This is a genomic window from Brucepastera parasyntrophica (assembly GCF_022376835.1).
In the GTDB taxonomy this organism is placed as follows: Bacteria; Spirochaetota; Spirochaetia; order Treponematales; family Treponemataceae; genus Brucepastera; species Brucepastera parasyntrophica.
In genome coordinates, this window is the sequence record NZ_CP084606.1 from 870,199 (window position 1) to 887,917 (window position 17,719).

Below are 17,719 nucleotides of genomic sequence, written 5' to 3' on the forward strand. Positions count from 1 at the left end.
ACTGATAGAGTATACGGTCTGTTCAAATGAACCAAACCGCGTTCAGATACGATACGGGATACGATGAGACATCGTATTAATTCAGCCCCGGCAGGGGAAAAGCATTCTGCCTGCAGCTGTCATTTCAGGACCTGTTGCCTACGGACGGCCAATGCAGTATTCTTATTATATGAAACAGACTGCTATACCAAACCGTTCCGAAGTCGCCCCCGGCGATCAGTGGAACCTCTCTTCGCTTTTTGCCGGCGACAATGAATGGAATTCCGCGCTTGAACAGTTTTCCGGAAGTGCTGAAAAGATAAATAAATTCCGCGACAGTATTCTGTCTCCGGATATAACGCCTGAAGATTTTGCCGGCTGCCTGAAAGCTTATAGCGATGCTTTGCAATTGGCTGATAAACTCGGAAATTACGCCTTTCTTAAAAAATCGGCCGATGAAGGCGACAGTGAAAATCTGGACAGACTCGGACGGTTTATGATGGCCGCCAGTTCATTTGAAGCTTCGGTAAGCTGGCTTGTTCCCGCGATCCAGAACATCAGCGAAGACACAATGAAGAGCTGGATGGAAATGCCCCGGTTTGCGGATTACCGGATATGGCTGGAAAAACTCCTCAGAATGAAACCGTACATTCTCGGTGAAAAAGAGGAACGTATTCTGGCCCTGCTGAGCGAGGCCCATCAAACCCCACAGTCGGCGTTTTCCGTTCTGACAAATGTCGATTTCGATTTCGGGACAGTTAAAACACCGGAGGGCGACCGCCCCCTGAGCCAGACAACATGGTCCATGCTCATGGAAAACCGGGACAGATCGGTAAGAAAAGAAACATATGATAAATTCTACGGGACCTTTGACACGCACAAAAATACAATAGCGGCCCTGTACGCCGGAAGCGTTAATCAGGATGTGGCCGCGGCCCGTATCAGGGGATACAGTTCCGCCCGCGCAATGGAACTTTTTCCTGACCGCGTTCCCGAAACCGTATACGATAATCTCGTCGCAACGGTACGGGCAAATCTTGCCCCGCTCCACCGTTATTATTCGCTCAGAAAAAAAGTCCTCAAACTGAATGAACTCCGCCACTATGACGTCCTTGTTCCCCTGGTCGGCGAAGTAAAAAAACACACGCCCTATGACGAAGCCGTAAGCCTTATAGGGGAGGCGCTGAAACCGCTCGGCAATGAATATGTAAAAACGATTACAGACGGACTGCTCAACGGATGGGTTGACCGCTATGAAAACAAGGGCAAGCGTTCCGGAGCATTTTCTTCAGGCGGATATGAAGGGTCGCCGTATATTCTCATGAACTATAAGGAAGATGTACTCCGGGATGTTTTCACTCTTGCCCACGAGGGCGGGCATTCCATGCACAGCTGGTATTCAGCAAAAAACAATCCCTTTATGTCCTATAATTATACAATATTTGAAGCTGAGGTTGCTTCAACATTCAATGAGGACCTGGTGTTCCGGTATCTGCTGAAAACAACTGACGATCCGAAAATAAAAGCCTATCTCCTTGCGAGCCGCGCGGGAGATATACTCGCAACACTTTACCGGCAGACAATGTTTGCGGAATTTGAAAGCAAAACCCATGAAATGGTGGAAAGCGGAATTCCTCTCACAATCGATGTTCTCCGCAGGGAATACAGAGACCTTCTTAAAATCTATTTCGGACCCGAGATGATATTTGAGGAAACAAGCGATCTTGAGGGAATCCGAATCCCCCATTTTTATAACGCTTTCTATGTATATAAATACGCCACGGGAATATCGGCCTCACTTGCTCTCGCGGAACGGGTGGTCACCGGCGGTGAAAAAGAAAGAAATGATTATTTCGCTTTTCTCAAATCGGGCGGATCCCGCTATCCCATAGAAGCCCTGCGGATTGCGGGGGTTGATATGGAAAGCGCCGCCCCGGTTGAAGCCGCGTGCGGGGCTTTTTCAGGCATTGTGGAAGAACTGGAAAAAATTTTATTGTAACCGTAACGAAATACCTCGCCGCGAATAAAGTCCGGGCAAAAAAGCATATACAGCATATACATAGTGTATGGATTTTTTTCCCGGACAGAATTTTTCCGCCGAGGATTATTGCGAATGGGCGCCTGATGATATAGCCTGTCCGCTCTTATCGGATTCCGGCTCGCCCGAATACGGAGAAACCCGGACATCCGACCGCATATCGGCGCTCGCGGAAAGCGCCTTCGGAATCCCCTACCTGTTTCCGTGGCAGCGGCTTGTAATCGCAAATATTCTTGACGCAATAGAGGCGGTCAGGGCTGCTGAAAATAAAGACAGCGATGATGAATGCTATGATGAGGACGGCGCACACAGGGGCAGGCAGATAATTCTGCTGCCGACCGGAGCAGGGAAATCACTCTGCTTTCAGCTCCCGGCCCTGGTACTGGATAAACCGACCCTGGTTATTTATCCCCTTCTTGCCCTTATGGGAGATCAGCTTCGGCGGATGGAGGAAAACGGGATACGGCCTGTTTTATTCCGCGGAAACCAGAACACAGAAGAACGGGAAAATCAGTACCGGAGGCTGGACGGACGCGACGGACAGCCGCCGGCCAATCTGATTATCGCGAATCCGGAAATTCTGTCCGTTGAGAAAATCCTGAAAAAAATTGCCGAAAGGGGCGTCGGTCATATTGCGGTAGATGAAGCCCACTGCGTTTCCGAATGGGGAGACTCTTTCCGGCCGGCATATCTGGACCTGAAAAAAATCATTGAAAAACTGAACCCGCCCGCTGTTACCGCCTTTACGGCGACGGCCTCCCCTCCCGTACTGGAACGTATTGCGGAGATACTTTTTGACGGAAGAGCCCATATTGTACGCGGTGATTCAGACCGCCCTAACATACAATATTCCGTTATCCACTGCTTTAATAAACCGGCGGCCCTTATCAGGGCGGTCGCCGGAAATCAGAGACCTCTTGTTGTATTCTGTTCCACACGGGGACAGACAGAACGGACGGCCCTTCTTCTCCGGGAAACCCTGAATGATACTGATATCCGTTTTTATCATGCCGGACTCGAAAAAGAAGAAAAGCAAAAAATAGAATCATGGTTTCACGGACACGAGCGGGGAATTCTATGCACAACCTGCGCCTGGGGAATGGGCGTTGACAAAAAAATGTCCGCACGGTTATTCACAGGGATATATCTCCCACACCGGAAGCCTATATTCAGGAAGCAGGCCGGGGCGGACGCGACGGAAACCGGGCAAAAGCCATTCTGCTCTGGAGTAAAAAAGACCGGAGGAGAATCGAAGCCCTGCCTGAAAGAGAGAAACTGCGGGCAATGCCTTTTGTGCGCTATGCCGAATCAGGCCTGTGCAGAAGGGAAATACTGCTTGACGCAATGAGCGGAGGTTCTGATGCGGGAACGGAAAAACCCGCCTGTTCAGGATGTGATATATGCGACGGAACGGCTAAATCCGAACCGGCGGACCTCCGGCTGGTATACGATTTTATTCTGAAAAATAACCGCTGTTTTTCCCCGGAAGAGGCGGCTCAATATCTTGCAGAAAGGGGAAACCGGATATCCCGTGAAAAAAACGGCTTTTCGCAGTGGCAGATTTCCGATTTTACCGAAATGCTTGATGAACTGGAAAAAACAAAATGCATCAGGACAATTCCGTATTTTCCCTGGAAAAATAAACTGGCGGTATGCATAAAACTGAAAAAGAAGGATCTTCTTTCAGACGGCCAGGCAGGAATTCATAATATTCGGACATAAAAAAAGCCGGAAAAATACCGGCTTTTTTATGAACAGGATAATGCTTAGCAAGGCCTTTCTGCCCCGGCCTTTTTATGTATAAAGCCCGGGACAGAAAAGTTTCCTACCAGTGCCTTTGATGATGCATGCCCGGATTATTCGGGGAGAGTTTCTGCCATTGCCCTGCATATTTGAGGGCCGGCCGTCTCTCATCATCCCGCCGTGGTGGAAATCATCCCTGGGCATCCTGATGGTGCTCAAATCAATTTCCTTGCCGTTGACCCAAACTTTTGACGGCATAAGAACCGTTTTTCTTCCTTGCCGTCCGGGGTCTGGAATTTGCGCTGGAACCCTTCGGCCTTAATCGTATCGCCGACCTTTATGCTGTTTTCCCAGGCCAGCTGGTAAAACGCCGGCGCGGGCAGATACAGGGTTTCGCCTTTTGCCGTAGTGATATAAGGCTGGGCATCCGTAACAGCCAGTTTTCCTTCAAAGGTGGAGGAATCCCTTGCTCCCGCAGCAAACATACACATTCCGCACAAACTGATAAGCAGTATTCCGGTTAATGCTTTCTTCATAATAAAACTCCTTAAAAAAAAGTGTTATTAATATATAAGCAATATCCATGCCAACTATAAAATACCCAAAAACAGCAGAAAAAGGCAAGAAAAAGCCTGATTCCGGTGAACCGCCTGGAAAAATTTTCACACCTGCCGGAATTTTTTTCCCATGTCTCCTTTATTTTCTCCCTCGGACGGACACTGAAGCCGCGGACAGGGCAAGTGAATTCGTTATTAATGAAACCGGGAATACGTCAAACGGAACGTACATTATAAACTGAAGAACAATTACAAAAAATCATGGATCCGGGGAAACCGGAAGTATAAAATCATATCTTTGATGGCTTCCGCTCATTTCGCGGTAAAAAATCTATACCATTACCTCGTCATCATGCGTTGCTGTTTCTTCCTGTCCGCTTTCTTCAGCCGCGCCTTCCTCCGGTGCTGGAGGGGCTGCAGGCGGCGTCCGCGTCCTGCGTTTTTGCTGGCGGACCTGGCGTTTTTTCCGGGAACTTGAAACATAAAAAACAAGGTTAAAATACAATACAAGGACAATAGTGATACCTATTACCTGGGGAGAAAGAATAACCGATTTTAACAGATTCAGCAATTCGGGCATTGTCATTATGCCTTCATTATCGGTACATCCTGTATTCCGCTTGACCAGTACTTCCCTCATCGATAGGATATAAATTATGACAGGAATAATAGATTATTGTGCCGGTAATATCAGAAGTGTCGAAAGGGCGCTTCAGTTTCTTAAAACCGAGTACGTTATTTCAAAAAATCCAAAAGATCTGGAAAAAGCAGACCGCCTGATTTTCCCGGGCGTCGGCGAGGCCGGATTTGCCATGGCCCAGCTGAAAAAAACGGGATTTGACCTATTTATAAAGGAACAGACAGCCGCGGGAAAAGCCCTGCTGGGGATATGTCTCGGCGCGCAGATCATTTTCGAACATTCCGAAGAAAGCGATACCGCCTGTCTCGGACTGCTGCCGGGAAAAATCCGGCGGTTCCCGTCGTATTTTGCAGCAAAAAATCTGAAAATTCCTCACATGGGGTGGAATAATCTTCAATATCAAAACGGAGGGTCCGGACTTTTTTCCGGTGTTCCGGAAAATACCGATGTTTATTTTGTCCATTCCTATTATATTGAGCCGTCCGACACGGATATCATTACCGCGGTAACCGATTACGGTTTTCCCGTTCCGTGCGCGGTAAAAAAAGGCAATATAGAAGCCCTGCAGTTTCATCCTGAAAAATCAGGCTTGCCCGGACTGAGAATGCTGGCCCATTTTACCGGCGCGGAGGGAGCGGCTCTATGCTGAAAAAAAGAATTATTGTCTGTCTTGATGTAAAAGACGGAAGAACAACCAAGGGTGTCAAATTTCTTGATAACCGGGATATAGGTGATCCGGTTGAAATGGCCGACGAGTATTACCGGCAGGGAGTCGATGAGCTGGTTTTTTACGATATAATGGCTTCAGCCAGAGGCAAGGGACCGATCCTTGACCTGATACGCCGGGTCGCGGAAAAAATTTTTATCCCCTTCTGCGTCGGCGGCGGAATTTCATCCATTGATGATATAAGGAATATTATTCTTGCGGGAGCTGAAAAAGTAAGCCTGAATTCACCTGCCGTAAATAACCCCCGCCTGATTTCAGAGGGCGCTGCCATTTTCGGAAACCAGTGTATTGTACTCGGGATGGACGCAAAAAGGGACGCAAGCACACCCTCCGGCTACCGGGTATATATCAATGGCGGAAGAACTGTCACCAGACTGGACGCTCTTGAATGGGCGGTCAAGGCGGAAAAACTGGGCGCCGGCGAAATAGTCCTGAATTCAATTGACGCGGACGGGACGAGGGACGGTTACGAAATTCCTCTCACCCGGATGATTTCGGAGCAGACAGGAATTCCGGTGGTCGCTTCAGGCGGAGCGGGAACGCCCCGGCATATGGCGGAAGTCCTTACGGAAGGAAGGGCCGACGCAGCCCTCATAGCTTCAATGGTCCACAGCGGCGAATATACCATAGGGTCCATAAAAACGGAATTGGCCCGGGAAAATATTCCTGTAAGAGAATAGATATATAGTATATATGACAGTCAGGGTACAGATACAACCATAACGGTTTTACCGGCGGTATAATCAGAATGAAGAATACCCTTTCCCTTTAATTCTTCCTGCTGTCGGATGGGAAAACCGCCCGTATGAAATTTGCAGTAAACTGGTATACATCTCTGGTATAGGCTTTCAGAATACGGGGCAGGCCGGAGCCGAGGTAAGACACAATCCGGAGGTCCTTGAAAATACGCATGAGGATTTTATTCCGGGGCGCGGAAAAACCCTGAAAAAACTCATCCTGCTCAATGCCTGCAGGGATTCCCCCGCGGAGGAAATCTCTATGCGGTCATCGAAAATCTCGAAATGCGGAGAAATTTCATTTGTATAATCGTTATGGATAAAAGCGTTCAGAACAGCTTCACGCAGGGCAACCGGCGCCCAGCGGTATGAAGTTCCGCTTTCCGGAATACCTGACGATACAAGATTTTCTCGTTCAAGCCTCTCGAGTACGTCCCGGCATACCGTTATAAGGCAGCGGTATCCGTATTCCGTAACTTCGGGCTTAACCGTCCGGTCCGTACCCCGGTAGCGCGCAACCTGTATGGATATGCTGTTTATATCGGCAAGCAAATAGGCCGCATAATTATATATAGTTTCATCAAAGTACAGTTCCAGATTCGCAGCAAAATGTTCGTCTGTTTCCACTCCTGTTTCATGATAGCAGGACCTGAGAAACGAAAATGTTATATCCTGCCGGGGAGAGCGGATTCGCGCGATTGAATTGCGGACACGGCGGACGAATACATCTTCGATAAGACGCGTAGGCATGGGTTCAGCCGCGCTTCCTATTCTGATATAACAGCCCTTTTCGGACATACCGTATTTCCTCACATAATACGGTTTTTCAGGTCCGCTTGTCAGGGAAATTTTTATTACATCTTTGCGGTCTTTTTTTTCGAGAATTACATCAAAAAGGCCAAGACTGGAGGGAAGGATATTGTTTTTCAGGCGGTCTTTGATTTTTAACTGGAGTTCATCGGCATCTTTGACGCCATAAACCCTTCCTGCATCATCAATGCCTATATAAATCACGCCGCCGCCGGTATAATTGAGAAAGGCTACCGCTTCTTTTCAAGATTCTCGGTCAATTCCCGTTTATATTCTACCTGATTTGATTCCACTTTCCTTATTATAGCAGTATACGGAGGTTTCAAAAAGGGGGCACAGCTTCCGGCCCGGCGGAAAACGTGCTATACTAACAGATATGAAGTATAAAATACTCCGCCGCAGAACAGCAGAGTATTTTTTCTCTCCCGTGGAATTGGTCTCGGATTTAATACCATGGAACCTACAAAAACTAACGTTTTTACAGGTTGTTATAAAAACCGCCGCAGAGCAGGGCAGACCTTCGGTCTGGGGTATTCGCAGGTCGCGGAAGCGGCCATTACATACCTTACAGAACCAGCCGCAGGCTGATAAAGCCTTCGCCGCGAATAAAAAGAAGGAAACAGGGGGTCCGTGATATGGCTCTTATTCTTATAGCTGATGATGAACCTTCTGTAAGAGACGCGGTACGGATCGCTCTGACCAGGGACGGGCATGAGGTTTATTCAGCCGCCGACGGAGTTTCCGCATGGAAAATTATTGAAGATCAGCCCGGGATTGAACTGGCGGTTCTCGATATTATGATGGGCGGCCTCGAAGGAACAGCTATTCTTTCCCGGTTACGGGTAAACGCAAACATGCTACCGGTTATACTTCTCACTTCCCGGGATGATGAAATTGACCGGCTCGGAGGGTTTTCCATAGGCGCGGATGATTATATCGGCAAACCATTTTCAGTCAGGGAACTCTGCGCCCGGGTCCGCGCGGTACTCAGACGAAGCCAAAGTGTAAAAACTCCTGCCCTTCAGTCCAGGGGACTTCGTATTGACAGTGAGGCATTCCGTTGCTGGTATGACGGCGCGGAATTAAAACTGACTATCAGCGAGTTCCGCATTCTGCTCGCGCTGCAGGAACATTCAGGCGGCGCTCTTTCACGGGAGCAGCTTCTCCGCCGGGCGTGGCCCCAGGACACATGGATCGATGAAAGAAGTGTTGACAGTCATGTTAAGCGCCTTCGCCAGAAACTTCAGGAAGCCGGCGCCGCGGATATTATCAAAACAGTCTACGGACTGGGTTACCGGCTGGAGGAAGACAGTGCGGATTAAACCGATACTCCGAGGCCCCATTGCGCTCCGGCTTTTTCTTTTTAACAGCCTGCTCATATTTGTTCCGGTTGCAGGTTTTTTCAGTTTTGAAGCCTATGAAAAAGCCCTGCTTGATAAACTTGAACATTCGCTTGTTCAGGAGGGACGCGTCCTGTCCGCCTGGCTTGGGACCGCCTCCCTGAATGAAGAATTTGCCGGAGAGGTTATTTCAAAACTTGAAAAAAAACATACCAGCCGCATCAGAATCATTTCAAATGACGGTTCTCTTCTTGCCGACAGCAGCACACAGGAAACAATAGCAGCTCCCGTCAATTCTGAAGAAGAAACCGGACTGAAAGCTGTTTCCGGCAGGAGTGAAATATATCAGCCGGAAGAAGTCCCGGCGCAGAGCGGGTCATCTGAAAAACAGGCGCCGCAGTCTACCTTTATTTACCGGCTTCTTTCGACTCCCGTCCGGCTTTACAGAAAATACTTTTTACCGCCCAGCCCTCCCCTGCAGACCGCGGACTATTATTCAGGGAAAAAGCAGTTTGACGGACCCGAAATCCGCGCGGCTCTCAATGGTTATTATGGTTCGACAACCCGGGTTTCCGGCGGAGGACAGCAATCCATAACCCTGTATTCAGCGATTCCCGTCTTTCTTAACGATGAGGTTCAGGGTGCGGTTCTTGTTTCCCAGTCAACATACAGAATTCTCAATGATCTTTACACATTCCGGCTCGGAATCGGCAGGGTTTTTCTTTACAGCCTGGCCATAGCCATTGCGGTATCCCTTATACTTGCCCTGACAATTTCACGGCCAATAGGCAGACTGAAAAAACAGGCCGACAATTTCAGGCGTTCGGGAAAACAGGGCGGCGGTCCTCGGCCTTTTTCAGGAAGCGGAAGAAAAGACGAAATCGATACGCTGGCTCTGGCGTTTTCCGATCTTGTAAACAGGCTTGAGCTGAAAATTGACTGGGCGGAACGTTTCTCCGCCGACGCGTCCCACGAGTTGAAAAATCCGCTTACCGGTATCCGCGCGAACACGGAACTCCTCGAAACGGACGATTCGCAGCAAAAGGAAATTATTGCATCAATACAAAACGCCTGCGGCCGTATGGAAAAAACCATAGAGGGTCTCCGCTCGCTCGCCGTCCTTGAACGCCGGGGAGGACATACTGAGGCACTGCAGTTTCTGGAAATGGTTAAAAACCTTGTCGGCTCCTTCGGGAAAGACCGGATTGAACTGGAGACTGAAGGGGATTTCTCCCGCATTATTATAAATGCGGAAACCCAGAATCTTGAAACAGCTGTCAGAAATATGCTCGATAATGCGCTTTCATTTTCTCCGGAAAACGAAAAAGTATGCGTAAAAATTTCCGCTGCGGGAGACACTTTTGACCTGAAGGTCTGCGACAAGGGGCCGGGAATTCCGGAAGAATTGAGGGAAAAAGTATTTGAGCGGTTTTATTCAAACAGACCGGGAGAATCTTCACGGGATCATTCGGGACTCGGACTTGCGCTTGTGAGGGCCATAGCGGAAAATGCCGGAGGACGCGTTTTTATATCTGAAATTTCCGGCGGCCCCGGGACCTGCATGGTTCTGCAGTTTCCGAAAAACAGCTGAATAATGATATATGTGAAATTCACCCGAAATACCTGATTTTTGCCATATTTTCACCATATTTACAATTCATAATAGATTTCATCAGAAGGCTGATAGACAAATAATCAAAATTATCTGACTATTTCCGGCTGCAACTTTTTCTGATGCAAAGAATGAGTTAATTCATCACATCAGAAACTTACATTAAGGAGTATATCATGCAAAAACAATCTCATGGCACGTTATACGGGCTTAAGGCCCTTATAATCGCAGGCATTTCACTGGCGTTACTTATTCCCATTACGATGATTTCATCTATTGTGCGGGAACGGCAAATGCTTGCGCGCTCCGTCGAAAAAGACATAGCCCGCGGCGCGGGGGAGAACTGCTTCTGGTTGGACCGGTACTGGTAATTCCTGTTACTGAAAAGAAGGAAGGAAAAACAATCAATACAAATACAGTTATTCTTCCCCGGGAACTTACGGTCAAAGCAAATGTAAATACGGAACTGAGATCGCGGGGCATTTACTCGGCGCCGGTATATAACGGAAATTTTATCATCACCGCAGTGTTTAATGTCAGTGAGGCAAAAATAAAATCGGTTTTTACCGGATCAGTGTCGTCGTTTCCGCAAAAAGCAAAAATCCAGATTGAGCTGACCGACCCGCGCGCGCTGAAAGAACTGCCCGTGATAAAGACAGGGGACGGACGCATAATAGAAATGAGTTCGGATTTTCCGGTTATGAATATCAGCAAGAGCGTACTTACGGGAAATATAGCGCTCACGGAAGGAATACTTGAAGTTTCCTTTGCTGCGGAAATCGGCGGAGGCGGGTCTTTGAAAATTGTGCCGGTCGGACTCGGAAATGATATACTGATTGAGGGCGACTGGCCGACGCCTTCATTTGTCGGAGAATTCTCGCCGGTAACGAGGGATGTCCATGATAACGGTTTTACCGCGGAGTGGCAGCAGGCAGTCGGGACAGGAAAGTGGCCTGAATATTTTGATGCCGCAAATATTCCCTATTACCTCCGGAATAACGAAGGCGTCGGGGTTGAGTTCTTTGATTCCGTAGGAGTGTATCATAAAACAGAGCGCGCGCTTAAGTACGCCCTCCTCTTTATCATAGTCCCATTCATTGTTATTTTTCTCTTTGAGTTATTCACAAAGCGGCGCATACATCCCATCCAGTATATTCTGATAGGTTTCGCTGATGTCATTTTTTATACGCTGCTTCTTTCGCTCGCGGAACAGATAGATTTTCTTCCTGCCTATATTCTCTCGGCCGGGGCTGTAATACTCGCAATCAGTTTATATTCCGGAGCTATTCTGAAAAATTTCAGGCGGGGATTTATCCTGGCGCCGCTCATGGCCCTGTTATACGCATATTTATATTCAGCTCTTCAGTCACAGGACTATGCCCTTCTTATCGGTTCAATCGGGTTATTTGTAATCCTGGTCCTTGTTATGTTCATAACCAGAAATATTGACTGGTATGAACTGTCCGGAAAAAAAGGCATACAGAACAACGGGAACAATAACAGCAGCATTCCGGACAACAGTCAAAAGACAGATATACCGCAGGCTGACTGCGGCACGGAGGGATAAAACCAGACACCGGTGCAAAAAAACCTAATACTGAAAGATACTTTCAGTATTAGGTTAATGAGCAATACAAAAAAGCTGCTTATGAAGGCGTTATTGCACATAGGTTTTATTTTTCTGAATGAAATACCCCGCGAGGCACTGCAGCGGGGTATTAAACTCTCGCCGTCAATAAAATAATTTCTGGTGCATATTCCGGAATTATATAGTATATTTACTGTATGGAATCATGGTATGTTATGCCGCATCCGCCTCTCGCTATTCCGGATGTCGGACGCGGCGAAGAAAGAAAAATCGCGGCTACTCTTGACGCCTGTAAGGCGGCGGGCAGAGACATAGCCCGGCGCGGAATAGAAACGATTATCATTATTTCCCCCCATGGGATCATGTTCAGGGACGCCGTCTCAATAATTGGCACCAATACTCTTGAGGGTGATATGGAGCGGTTTGGCGCGCCGCAGGCCCGGATGGAATTTACGGTAAACAAACCGCTGGTTGAAGACATTGTTTCCTCTGCAGCAAAGATGCCCTTCAGCGGAAGAGTACCGTTTTATCTTCTCGATTCTGAAACGGCAAAACGTAATGGTTTTGATATTGTCCTTGATCATGGCGCCCTGGTACCGCTCTATTACGCGACCGCTTCAATGCCGGTAATGCCGTCACTCGTTCATATAACTTACGGCATGCTCCCATTTAAAAAACTGCTGGAACTCGGAAAACTTATCCGGGACGCCGCGGACCGGTCCAAATCCCGGACAGCCTGCATTGCCTCGGGTGATTTATCCCACCGTCTCACCAGGGGCGGCCCTTATTCATATAGTCCCCGGGGAGCGGAATTCGACGCAAAGGTTGTTGACATACTGAAACGCGGGGCTTTTACTGAATTCGCAGACATTGATTTGAAACTGTCGGAAGAAGCCGGCGAGTGCGGACTCAGAAGTCTCATCATGCTTGCCGGAATGTTCGCGGAAGGCGAGCCGTCAAAATCAGAAGTACTCAGTTACGAAGGCCCCTTTGGGGTCGGCTACTGTGTTGCTGAAGGAACATTTTAATTTCACGGAGGTGAAGCCATGACCTATCCGGAGCTTGCACGAATAACCCTTGAACATTATTTTGAAAACAAATCTCTTTCCGTCCCTGAATCCGGCGATCTGAACGGAACATCAAAAGGGGTCTTTGTCAGCCTGAAAAAAAACGGAAACCTCCGCGGCTGTATCGGAACCATAGAACCGGTACAGGAAACCCTTGGAGAGGAAATCATGGCGAATGCGATTTCCTCGGCAACAAGGGACCCGAGATTTCCGCCTGTCACAAAAAACGAAATGCCTGATATTCATATCAGTGTTGATGTTCTTGATGAACCCGAAGACGCGGCAATTAAGGACCTTGATCCTTCGATATATGGGGTTATTGTCTCATACGGATACCGGCGGGGTTTGCTTCTGCCGGATCTCGAAGGAGTCGATACGGTCGACCGGCAGGTGGCAATCGCACTGCAAAAAGCCGGAATAGACCCGCCCGAACAGTACCATATCCAGCGGTTCCGGGTCAGGCGTTACGAAGAGAAAGACAAAAATGCATGAAACGCAGTATTACTCACGAAACGGAAAAGGCGGAATAACCTGCAAGCTCTGTCCGAGAATCTGCACAATAGAACCGGGGTTCTGCGGATTCTGCGGGGCGAGGGGAATGCCGGCAGGCAATACACAAAAAGATGAAAAATTATACACCTTGAATTACGGAAAAATTGCGGCCCTTTCTATGGACCCCATCGAAAAGAAGCCCCTGTACTGTTTTTTTCCCGGCAGTCAAATTCTTTCTGCCGGGACATTTGGCTGCAACCTTGACTGCTCATTCTGCCAGAACAGCTCTCTTGTGTGCGGCGGAAATGATACCGGAAAAAGAGAAAACAGTTTTGATATGATCTCGGAATACGCGGACAGCCTGGAATATGTTTCACCCGAAGAACTGTGCGATGCCGCGGCCCTCCGCCAGGATAATCTGGGGCTCGCATTTACTTACAACGAACCGTCTGTCTGGTACGAGTACGTGTATGATACCTCTTTTCTGTTAAAACAGAAATACCCGGATAAAAAAGCGGTCCTTGTTTCCAACGGATATATAAATCAGGAACCTTTAAAAAATCTTTTACCGTTTATTGACGCGGTTAATTTTGATTTAAAAGGCGGAGACCGTTTTTACCGTGAAATCTGCAAAGGTAAACAGGCCTATACTGCCGTACGTGAATCCATCCGCACTGCGGCTGATGCGGGATGCCATATTGAAATTTCATTTCTTGTTATTGACGGCGAAAACAGTGACGCGGAAACGGTAACCGGTATCATCGATTTTATAGCTTCCGTTAATCCGGAAATTCCGCTTCACATAAACAGGTATTTTCCCCGAAGGTTTATGACAATCCCGCAGACAAAACGGGAAACCCTCGAATCAATATATGGACAGGCAAAACAAAAACTGAAATATGTATATCTCGGAAATATCTGAAATCAGCTGTTTTTCAGAGGCTGGCACACAGGACAGAAATATATGTTTCCTCCCAGAAAAGCCTGCCTTGTTATCATTCCGCCGCACTGCGGACAGGGATCATTCAGTGTTTTATTTGAAAGAATTGTCTTATATGATCCGCTGTTTCCGAATAAATCCCTTTCAGTATCCCTCCCCCTTTCCGGGCCATCTCGGACAGTGTTTTTTTCACGCTTTTGAAAAGACTCTTTTTTCTCCTGTATCAAGAAACTGGATTTTTGTTTTCGGATTGACCCGGGCGTTGAAAAGAATATCCTGAAGAACGCCATTGCCCAACCCCGGAATACGCTGTTCCGTTGCGAGAAAGCCCTTCGCGCTCATGGAAGGTTTTACACCGTCAAAAAGATCCATAAAATAGGACTCCGTAAATTCATCGGTGAGAGGGTTCGGCTTTTGTTTCGCTATCAGATAATACGGATTATCATTTTCACCTTCGGAATATACCCAGATACCTCCGTACATTTGAATGGTACATACAATAGAAGAACTGTCCTCAAAAAGTATATACAGCTGATGTTTTTTTGGCGGTTCTTTTTCAGGAGCCAGATACCTCATGTTTATCCCGTCCCCGATCAACAGTCTTGTTTTTCCGGCCTCCACTTCTACCATCCCTGAATAGGCGTATGTTTCACCGATAGTAGAGCCTTCCAGTAACGCAGGATATGAAGCGGGATCGTCATGGTAAAAAGCGAACCCGTGAGGAGATGCGTTTGCCTGTGCAAAACGGATTTTTTTTCCTCTGATTACGCTATTGCACTGCTCCGCAATAGTCCGTGTCTCCGGTATTTCCAGCATGCTGTTCTTCCTTAAAAATGAGTTTAAAAAACTATATCATGCAATATATGACAGCACTATACACCTTTAAGTTACGTTTCTGATATAAAGAATTAATAAATTCTTTATATCAGAAACACTTACAATCGGAAATAGTCAAATAATAAAATTATTTGACTATATGTCAGTATTTTTTCCAGACTTCTATATTTCATGTATATACCTCGCCCTGCTTGAAGGAGTTTCATATACATCAACCGCATAGAGAGGGGCCTCGGGCAGCAGTTTTTTTATTTCAAAAAAAATATATTCTGCAATACGTTCAGCGCTCGGATTTTCCGAAAAAACGGGCAAGTCATTCAGATTGGTATGATCGAGGTCCGCACATACATCCCGTAATGCTTTTTTCAGAACTCCAAAATCTACCAGCATTCCGCCGGAATCAAGAACATTTCCCCGGACATGAGCCAGCACGCGGTAATTATGTCCATGCAGATTTTCACATTTTCCGTGATAATCCTTTAAATAGTGAGCTGCTGCAAATTCAGCTTCAACTCTTATTTCATACATACACATATAATACAGTGAAGGTGTTGCAAACACAAGGGCGTACTGCTACAATGGGTACCTGGAGAAAATAATGAACATTGGAATCATTTATGGCGGTAAGTCCGGAGAACATGAAGTTTCGCTTATATCAGCTGCTTCAGTTGTCCGGAATATTTCTGCTCATGACCACAGAATATATCTTATTGCCATATCAAAAAACGGCTTTTGGTATCTTCAGGATGAAAGCTTACTTGAAGAGGTCTGCGGTAACGCAGAGGCAACCCTTCAGGTAACAGAGAATGAAAACAGCAGAGTTACTATTGTTCCCGGCGGCGGACCGAAAGGAGCTTTCAAATGCGGGGATACTGTTCTGCGTATTGATGTCGTCTTTCCGATCCTGCATGGGACGTTTGGGGAAGACGGCTGTATTCAGGGATTATTTGAAATGGCCGATATACCCTATGTCGGGGCCGGTGTTATGGCCAGCAGCCTGTCAATGGATAAGGAAAAAACAAAGATGATCTGGCAGGAGTCAGACCTTCCCGTTGTTCCGTACAAAGCGGTTAAAATTCCTGAGTGGACCGATGAAACAAAAAAGTTTTCCCTGCTGAGGAAAATTGAGGAAAATTTTCCCTACCCTGTATTTGTCAAACCGGCTTCAACCGGAAGTTCGGTCGGCGCCTCAAAGGTTTCCGGAAAAGACGAACTGGAAAGAGCCATGGAAGAGGCGTTCCAGTGGGACAATAAAATTATTATTGAATCCTTTATTCCGGCCCGTGAAATTGAATGTTCCGTAACGGGAAGCGAATCGCCGGTAGCCTACACTCTTGCAGAAATAATACCGACACATGAGTTTTATGATTATGAAGCAAAGTACACAGATCCTGACGGCGCGTCTTTTAATATTCCGGCAAACATTCCCGAAGAAACCACCGAGAAGATCAGGACTATGGCAATCGAAGCCTATAAGGTCCTGGATGTTACAGGAATGGCGCGCGTTGACTTCTTTATCGATAAACGGGACGGCACCATTTACCTGAATGAGATAAACACCATTCCGGGCTTTACATCAATCTCAATGTTTTCGAAAATGTGTGAAGCGTCCGGGCTTCCCTATAATGAGCTTATTCTGAAACTGCTGGGCCAGGCAAAGGCGCAGCATGACTCGCGGAAAGCCTTACGGACAAGCCGATAATGACCATACCTTTTCTGAAAATGCAGCTTGCGGGAAACGGATTTATTCTTATTGATCCTGACAACCTGCAAAAGGAACAAAACCAGCCTGACGGGCAGGACTTTTTTCCTGCGGATTATTATCCGGTTATTGCCCAGCGGCTCTGCAACCGGCGTTACGGAGTCGGCGCTTCCGCAGTAATTTTTCTTGCTAAAGACAACACTATCAGGGTTTTTAATCCGCAGGGGCAGCTTCTCTCCGAAGCGGATGACGCCCTTCTCTGCGCGGCGCGTTTTGCGTTTGATTCCGGCAGGGTGAAAAATCATACCATTGTATTCACCACTCCGAGGGAAGAAAAAAAATTGAAATCCTCGGTTCCCATGAATTCAAGATTATATGCGGAGCTCCCTTTTCACTGCTGAACGGTCTTGTCGTAACACCCGATTCCGATAATCTTCTGGCAATTATAGAAAGGGAAGGTATAAAAACAACATACTCCGCCCTGCATATACGGGAAGATGTAGTGGTCGCTTTTCCGCAGGCCCTTGGCATGCTTTCCTATTCGGACTTTTCAGCACTCGTTAATAAGACATTCCCCGGAAAAAAAATACTGCCTGTTATCGCCAGAATAATAACTTCCGAAACACTTCTTTTACGCGTTCATCCAAAGGGTGAATCCGGCGCCTGTGCCGCGGCCTGCGCCGCACTTACTGCGGCGGTGTGCGCTGGAAGCGCGGACACGGAGGCAGTCGTTATGTTTGAACAGACGGGTACTGACGGTCAGCCGGATACAGTCATTGCACAGGATACCGATAATTCACGCAGACTCGCGGTAGTATGGAATACCAAAATAAATGAATTACAGGTTATCGGTTCAGGCGGATATTTATTTGAAGGCAAATTTGATATACCTTGAGCAGCAGACTGGATA

19 protein-coding genes and 2 pseudogenes are annotated in these 17,719 nt (G+C 47.3%); 14 read left to right on the top strand and 7 right to left on the bottom strand.

Translation table 11 applies throughout. From position 1 onward, the window contains the following. The first annotated feature begins 169 nt into the window (after positions 1-169). The 3 genes from pepF (at position 170) to K7I13_RS04255 (ending at position 3,739) form a co-directional block, all read left to right on the top strand. A complete protein-coding gene (pepF, locus tag K7I13_RS04245; protein WP_255948243.1) occupies positions 170-1,978 on the top strand; it encodes an oligoendopeptidase F in 1,809 nt (602 codons plus the stop codon). A 67-nt stretch (positions 1,979-2,045) separates the two neighbouring features. After that, entirely contained in the window at positions 2,046-3,365 is a 1,320-nt protein-coding gene (locus K7I13_RS04250) for a DEAD/DEAH box helicase (protein WP_255948245.1), read from the top strand. Next, positions 3,311-3,739, top strand: coding sequence for a hypothetical protein (locus K7I13_RS04255; RefSeq protein ID WP_255948247.1), 429 nt, complete (start codon positions 3,311-3,313; stop codon positions 3,737-3,739). The genes K7I13_RS04250 and K7I13_RS04255 overlap by 55 nt, the downstream gene beginning before the upstream one ends. 236 nt (positions 3,740-3,975) lie before the next feature. Here the strand turns inward: K7I13_RS04255 and K7I13_RS04260 are convergent, their stop codons facing one another. Together K7I13_RS04260 and K7I13_RS04265 are read right to left on the bottom strand one after the other, a co-directional pair. Beyond that, entirely contained in the window at positions 3,976-4,296 is a 321-nt protein-coding gene (locus K7I13_RS04260; RefSeq protein ID WP_255948249.1) for a hypothetical protein, read from the bottom strand. A gap of 352 nt (positions 4,297-4,648) precedes the next feature. Further along, a complete protein-coding gene (locus K7I13_RS04265; RefSeq protein ID WP_255948251.1) occupies positions 4,649-4,957 on the bottom strand; it encodes a hypothetical protein in 309 nt (102 codons plus the stop codon). A 16-nt stretch (positions 4,958-4,973) separates the two neighbouring features. Between K7I13_RS04265 and hisH the strand changes: the two genes are divergently transcribed. Then, positions 4,974-5,606, top strand: coding sequence for an imidazole glycerol phosphate synthase subunit HisH (gene hisH / locus K7I13_RS04270; RefSeq protein ID WP_255948253.1), 633 nt, complete (start codon positions 4,974-4,976; stop codon positions 5,604-5,606). Then, entirely contained in the window at positions 5,600-6,364 is a 765-nt protein-coding gene (gene hisF / locus K7I13_RS04275) for an imidazole glycerol phosphate synthase subunit HisF (RefSeq protein WP_255948255.1), read from the top strand. The genes hisH and hisF overlap by 7 nt, the downstream gene beginning before the upstream one ends. An 88-nt stretch (positions 6,365-6,452) precedes the next feature. Here the strand turns inward: hisF and K7I13_RS15555 are convergent, their stop codons facing one another. Together K7I13_RS15555 and K7I13_RS15560 are read right to left on the bottom strand one after the other, a co-directional pair. After that, on the bottom strand, positions 6,453-6,662 hold the full coding sequence (locus tag K7I13_RS15555; RefSeq protein WP_369413723.1) for an ATP-binding protein: 210 nt from the start codon (positions 6,660-6,662) through the stop codon (positions 6,453-6,455). A 566-nt stretch (positions 6,663-7,228) separates the two neighbouring features. After that, positions 7,229-7,435, bottom strand: a pseudogene (locus K7I13_RS15560) (AlbA family DNA-binding domain-containing protein); the annotation flags it as partial. Between the two features lie 431 nt (positions 7,436-7,866). Here K7I13_RS15560 and K7I13_RS04285 point away from each other — a divergent pair. The 6 genes and pseudogenes from K7I13_RS04285 (at position 7,867) to K7I13_RS04310 (ending at position 14,252) form a co-directional block, all read left to right on the top strand. Further along, positions 7,867-8,553 (top strand): response regulator transcription factor, encoded by a 687-nt coding sequence (locus tag K7I13_RS04285; RefSeq protein ID WP_255948257.1) that lies wholly within the window; start codon positions 7,867-7,869, stop codon positions 8,551-8,553. Beyond that, positions 8,543-10,162: a sensor histidine kinase gene (locus K7I13_RS04290; protein ID WP_255948259.1), complete on the top strand. Its 1,620-nt coding sequence runs from the start codon at positions 8,543-8,545 to the stop codon at positions 10,160-10,162. Before K7I13_RS04285 ends, K7I13_RS04290 begins: the two co-directional genes overlap by 11 nt. Positions 10,163-10,446: 284 nt before the next feature. Then, a pseudogene (gene creD / locus K7I13_RS04295) lies at positions 10,447-11,750 on the top strand (cell envelope integrity protein CreD). A gap of 218 nt (positions 11,751-11,968) precedes the next feature. Continuing rightward, positions 11,969-12,799: a class III extradiol dioxygenase subunit B-like domain-containing protein gene (locus K7I13_RS04300; RefSeq protein WP_255948261.1), complete on the top strand. Its 831-nt coding sequence runs from the start codon at positions 11,969-11,971 to the stop codon at positions 12,797-12,799. 18 nt (positions 12,800-12,817) lie between these two features. Beyond that, positions 12,818-13,330 (top strand): AmmeMemoRadiSam system protein A, encoded by a 513-nt coding sequence (gene amrA / locus K7I13_RS04305; protein WP_255948263.1) that lies wholly within the window; start codon positions 12,818-12,820, stop codon positions 13,328-13,330. After that, positions 13,323-14,252 (top strand): radical SAM protein, encoded by a 930-nt coding sequence (locus K7I13_RS04310; RefSeq protein ID WP_255948265.1) that lies wholly within the window; start codon positions 13,323-13,325, stop codon positions 14,250-14,252. Before amrA ends, K7I13_RS04310 begins: the two co-directional genes overlap by 8 nt. A gap of 2 nt (positions 14,253-14,254) precedes the next feature. Here K7I13_RS04310 and K7I13_RS15565 read toward each other — a convergent pair whose 3' ends face one another. From K7I13_RS15565 to queD, 3 genes are all read right to left on the bottom strand, one after another. Continuing rightward, a complete protein-coding gene (locus K7I13_RS15565; RefSeq protein ID WP_369413696.1) occupies positions 14,255-14,560 on the bottom strand; it encodes a zinc finger domain-containing protein in 306 nt (101 codons plus the stop codon). After that, the gene (locus K7I13_RS04315; RefSeq protein ID WP_255948267.1) at positions 14,460-15,086 is read right to left on the bottom strand and encodes a hypothetical protein; all 627 of its coding nucleotides are present in this window, start codon (positions 15,084-15,086) and stop codon (positions 14,460-14,462) included. Before K7I13_RS04315 ends, K7I13_RS15565 begins: the two co-directional genes overlap by 101 nt. A 183-nt stretch (positions 15,087-15,269) precedes the next feature. Then, positions 15,270-15,635 carry a 6-carboxytetrahydropterin synthase QueD gene (gene queD, locus K7I13_RS04320; RefSeq protein ID WP_255949214.1) on the bottom strand — a complete coding sequence of 122 codons (366 nt, stop codon included), beginning with the start codon at positions 15,633-15,635 and terminating at the stop codon, positions 15,270-15,272. Between the two features lie 70 nt (positions 15,636-15,705). On the opposite strand from queD, the gene K7I13_RS04325 reads away from it, so the two are divergent. The 3 genes from K7I13_RS04325 to K7I13_RS04335 all read left to right on the top strand — a co-directional run bounded on the left by K7I13_RS04325 (position 15,706) and on the right by K7I13_RS04335 (position 17,704). Continuing rightward, the gene (locus K7I13_RS04325; RefSeq protein ID WP_255948269.1) at positions 15,706-16,809 is read left to right on the top strand and encodes a D-alanine--D-alanine ligase family protein; all 1,104 of its coding nucleotides are present in this window, start codon (positions 15,706-15,708) and stop codon (positions 16,807-16,809) included. Beyond that, the gene (locus K7I13_RS04330) at positions 16,809-17,210 is read left to right on the top strand and encodes a diaminopimelate epimerase (RefSeq protein WP_255948271.1); all 402 of its coding nucleotides are present in this window, start codon (positions 16,809-16,811) and stop codon (positions 17,208-17,210) included. The genes K7I13_RS04325 and K7I13_RS04330 overlap by 1 nt, the downstream gene beginning before the upstream one ends. Before the next feature lie 101 nt (positions 17,211-17,311). Beyond that, on the top strand, positions 17,312-17,704 hold the full coding sequence (locus K7I13_RS04335; RefSeq protein WP_255948273.1) for a hypothetical protein: 393 nt from the start codon (positions 17,312-17,314) through the stop codon (positions 17,702-17,704). Positions 17,705-17,719 lie beyond the last annotated feature (15 nt).

Excerpts from the sequence above, each read along its gene's own strand:
- pepF (WP_255948243.1), top strand. The coding sequence starts at position 170 with ATGAAACAGACTGCTATACCAAACCGTTCCGAAGTCGCCCCCGGCGAT.
- K7I13_RS04250 (WP_255948245.1), top strand. The coding sequence starts at position 2,046 with ATGGATTTTTTTCCCGGACAGAATTTTTCCGCCGAGGATTATTGCGAA.
- K7I13_RS04260 (WP_255948249.1), bottom strand. The coding sequence starts at position 4,296 with ATGAAGAAAGCATTAACCGGAATACTGCTTATCAGTTTGTGCGGAATG.
- K7I13_RS04265 (WP_255948251.1), bottom strand. The coding sequence starts at position 4,957 with ATGAGGGAAGTACTGGTCAAGCGGAATACAGGATGTACCGATAATGAA.
- hisH (WP_255948253.1), top strand. The coding sequence starts at position 4,974 with ATGACAGGAATAATAGATTATTGTGCCGGTAATATCAGAAGTGTCGAA.
- hisF (WP_255948255.1), top strand. The coding sequence starts at position 5,600 with ATGCTGAAAAAAAGAATTATTGTCTGTCTTGATGTAAAAGACGGAAGA.
- K7I13_RS04285 (WP_255948257.1), top strand. The coding sequence starts at position 7,867 with ATGGCTCTTATTCTTATAGCTGATGATGAACCTTCTGTAAGAGACGCG.
- K7I13_RS04300 (WP_255948261.1), top strand. The coding sequence starts at position 11,969 with ATGGAATCATGGTATGTTATGCCGCATCCGCCTCTCGCTATTCCGGAT.
- amrA (WP_255948263.1), top strand. The coding sequence starts at position 12,818 with ATGACCTATCCGGAGCTTGCACGAATAACCCTTGAACATTATTTTGAA.
- K7I13_RS04310 (WP_255948265.1), top strand. The coding sequence starts at position 13,323 with ATGCATGAAACGCAGTATTACTCACGAAACGGAAAAGGCGGAATAACC.
- K7I13_RS15565 (WP_369413696.1), bottom strand. The coding sequence starts at position 14,560 with ATGGCGTTCTTCAGGATATTCTTTTCAACGCCCGGGTCAATCCGAAAA.
- K7I13_RS04315 (WP_255948267.1), bottom strand. The coding sequence starts at position 15,086 with ATGCTGGAAATACCGGAGACACGGACTATTGCGGAGCAGTGCAATAGC.
- queD (WP_255949214.1), bottom strand. The coding sequence starts at position 15,635 with ATGTATGAAATAAGAGTTGAAGCTGAATTTGCAGCAGCTCACTATTTA.
- K7I13_RS04325 (WP_255948269.1), top strand. The coding sequence starts at position 15,706 with ATGAACATTGGAATCATTTATGGCGGTAAGTCCGGAGAACATGAAGTT.
- K7I13_RS04330 (WP_255948271.1), top strand. The coding sequence starts at position 16,809 with ATGACCATACCTTTTCTGAAAATGCAGCTTGCGGGAAACGGATTTATT.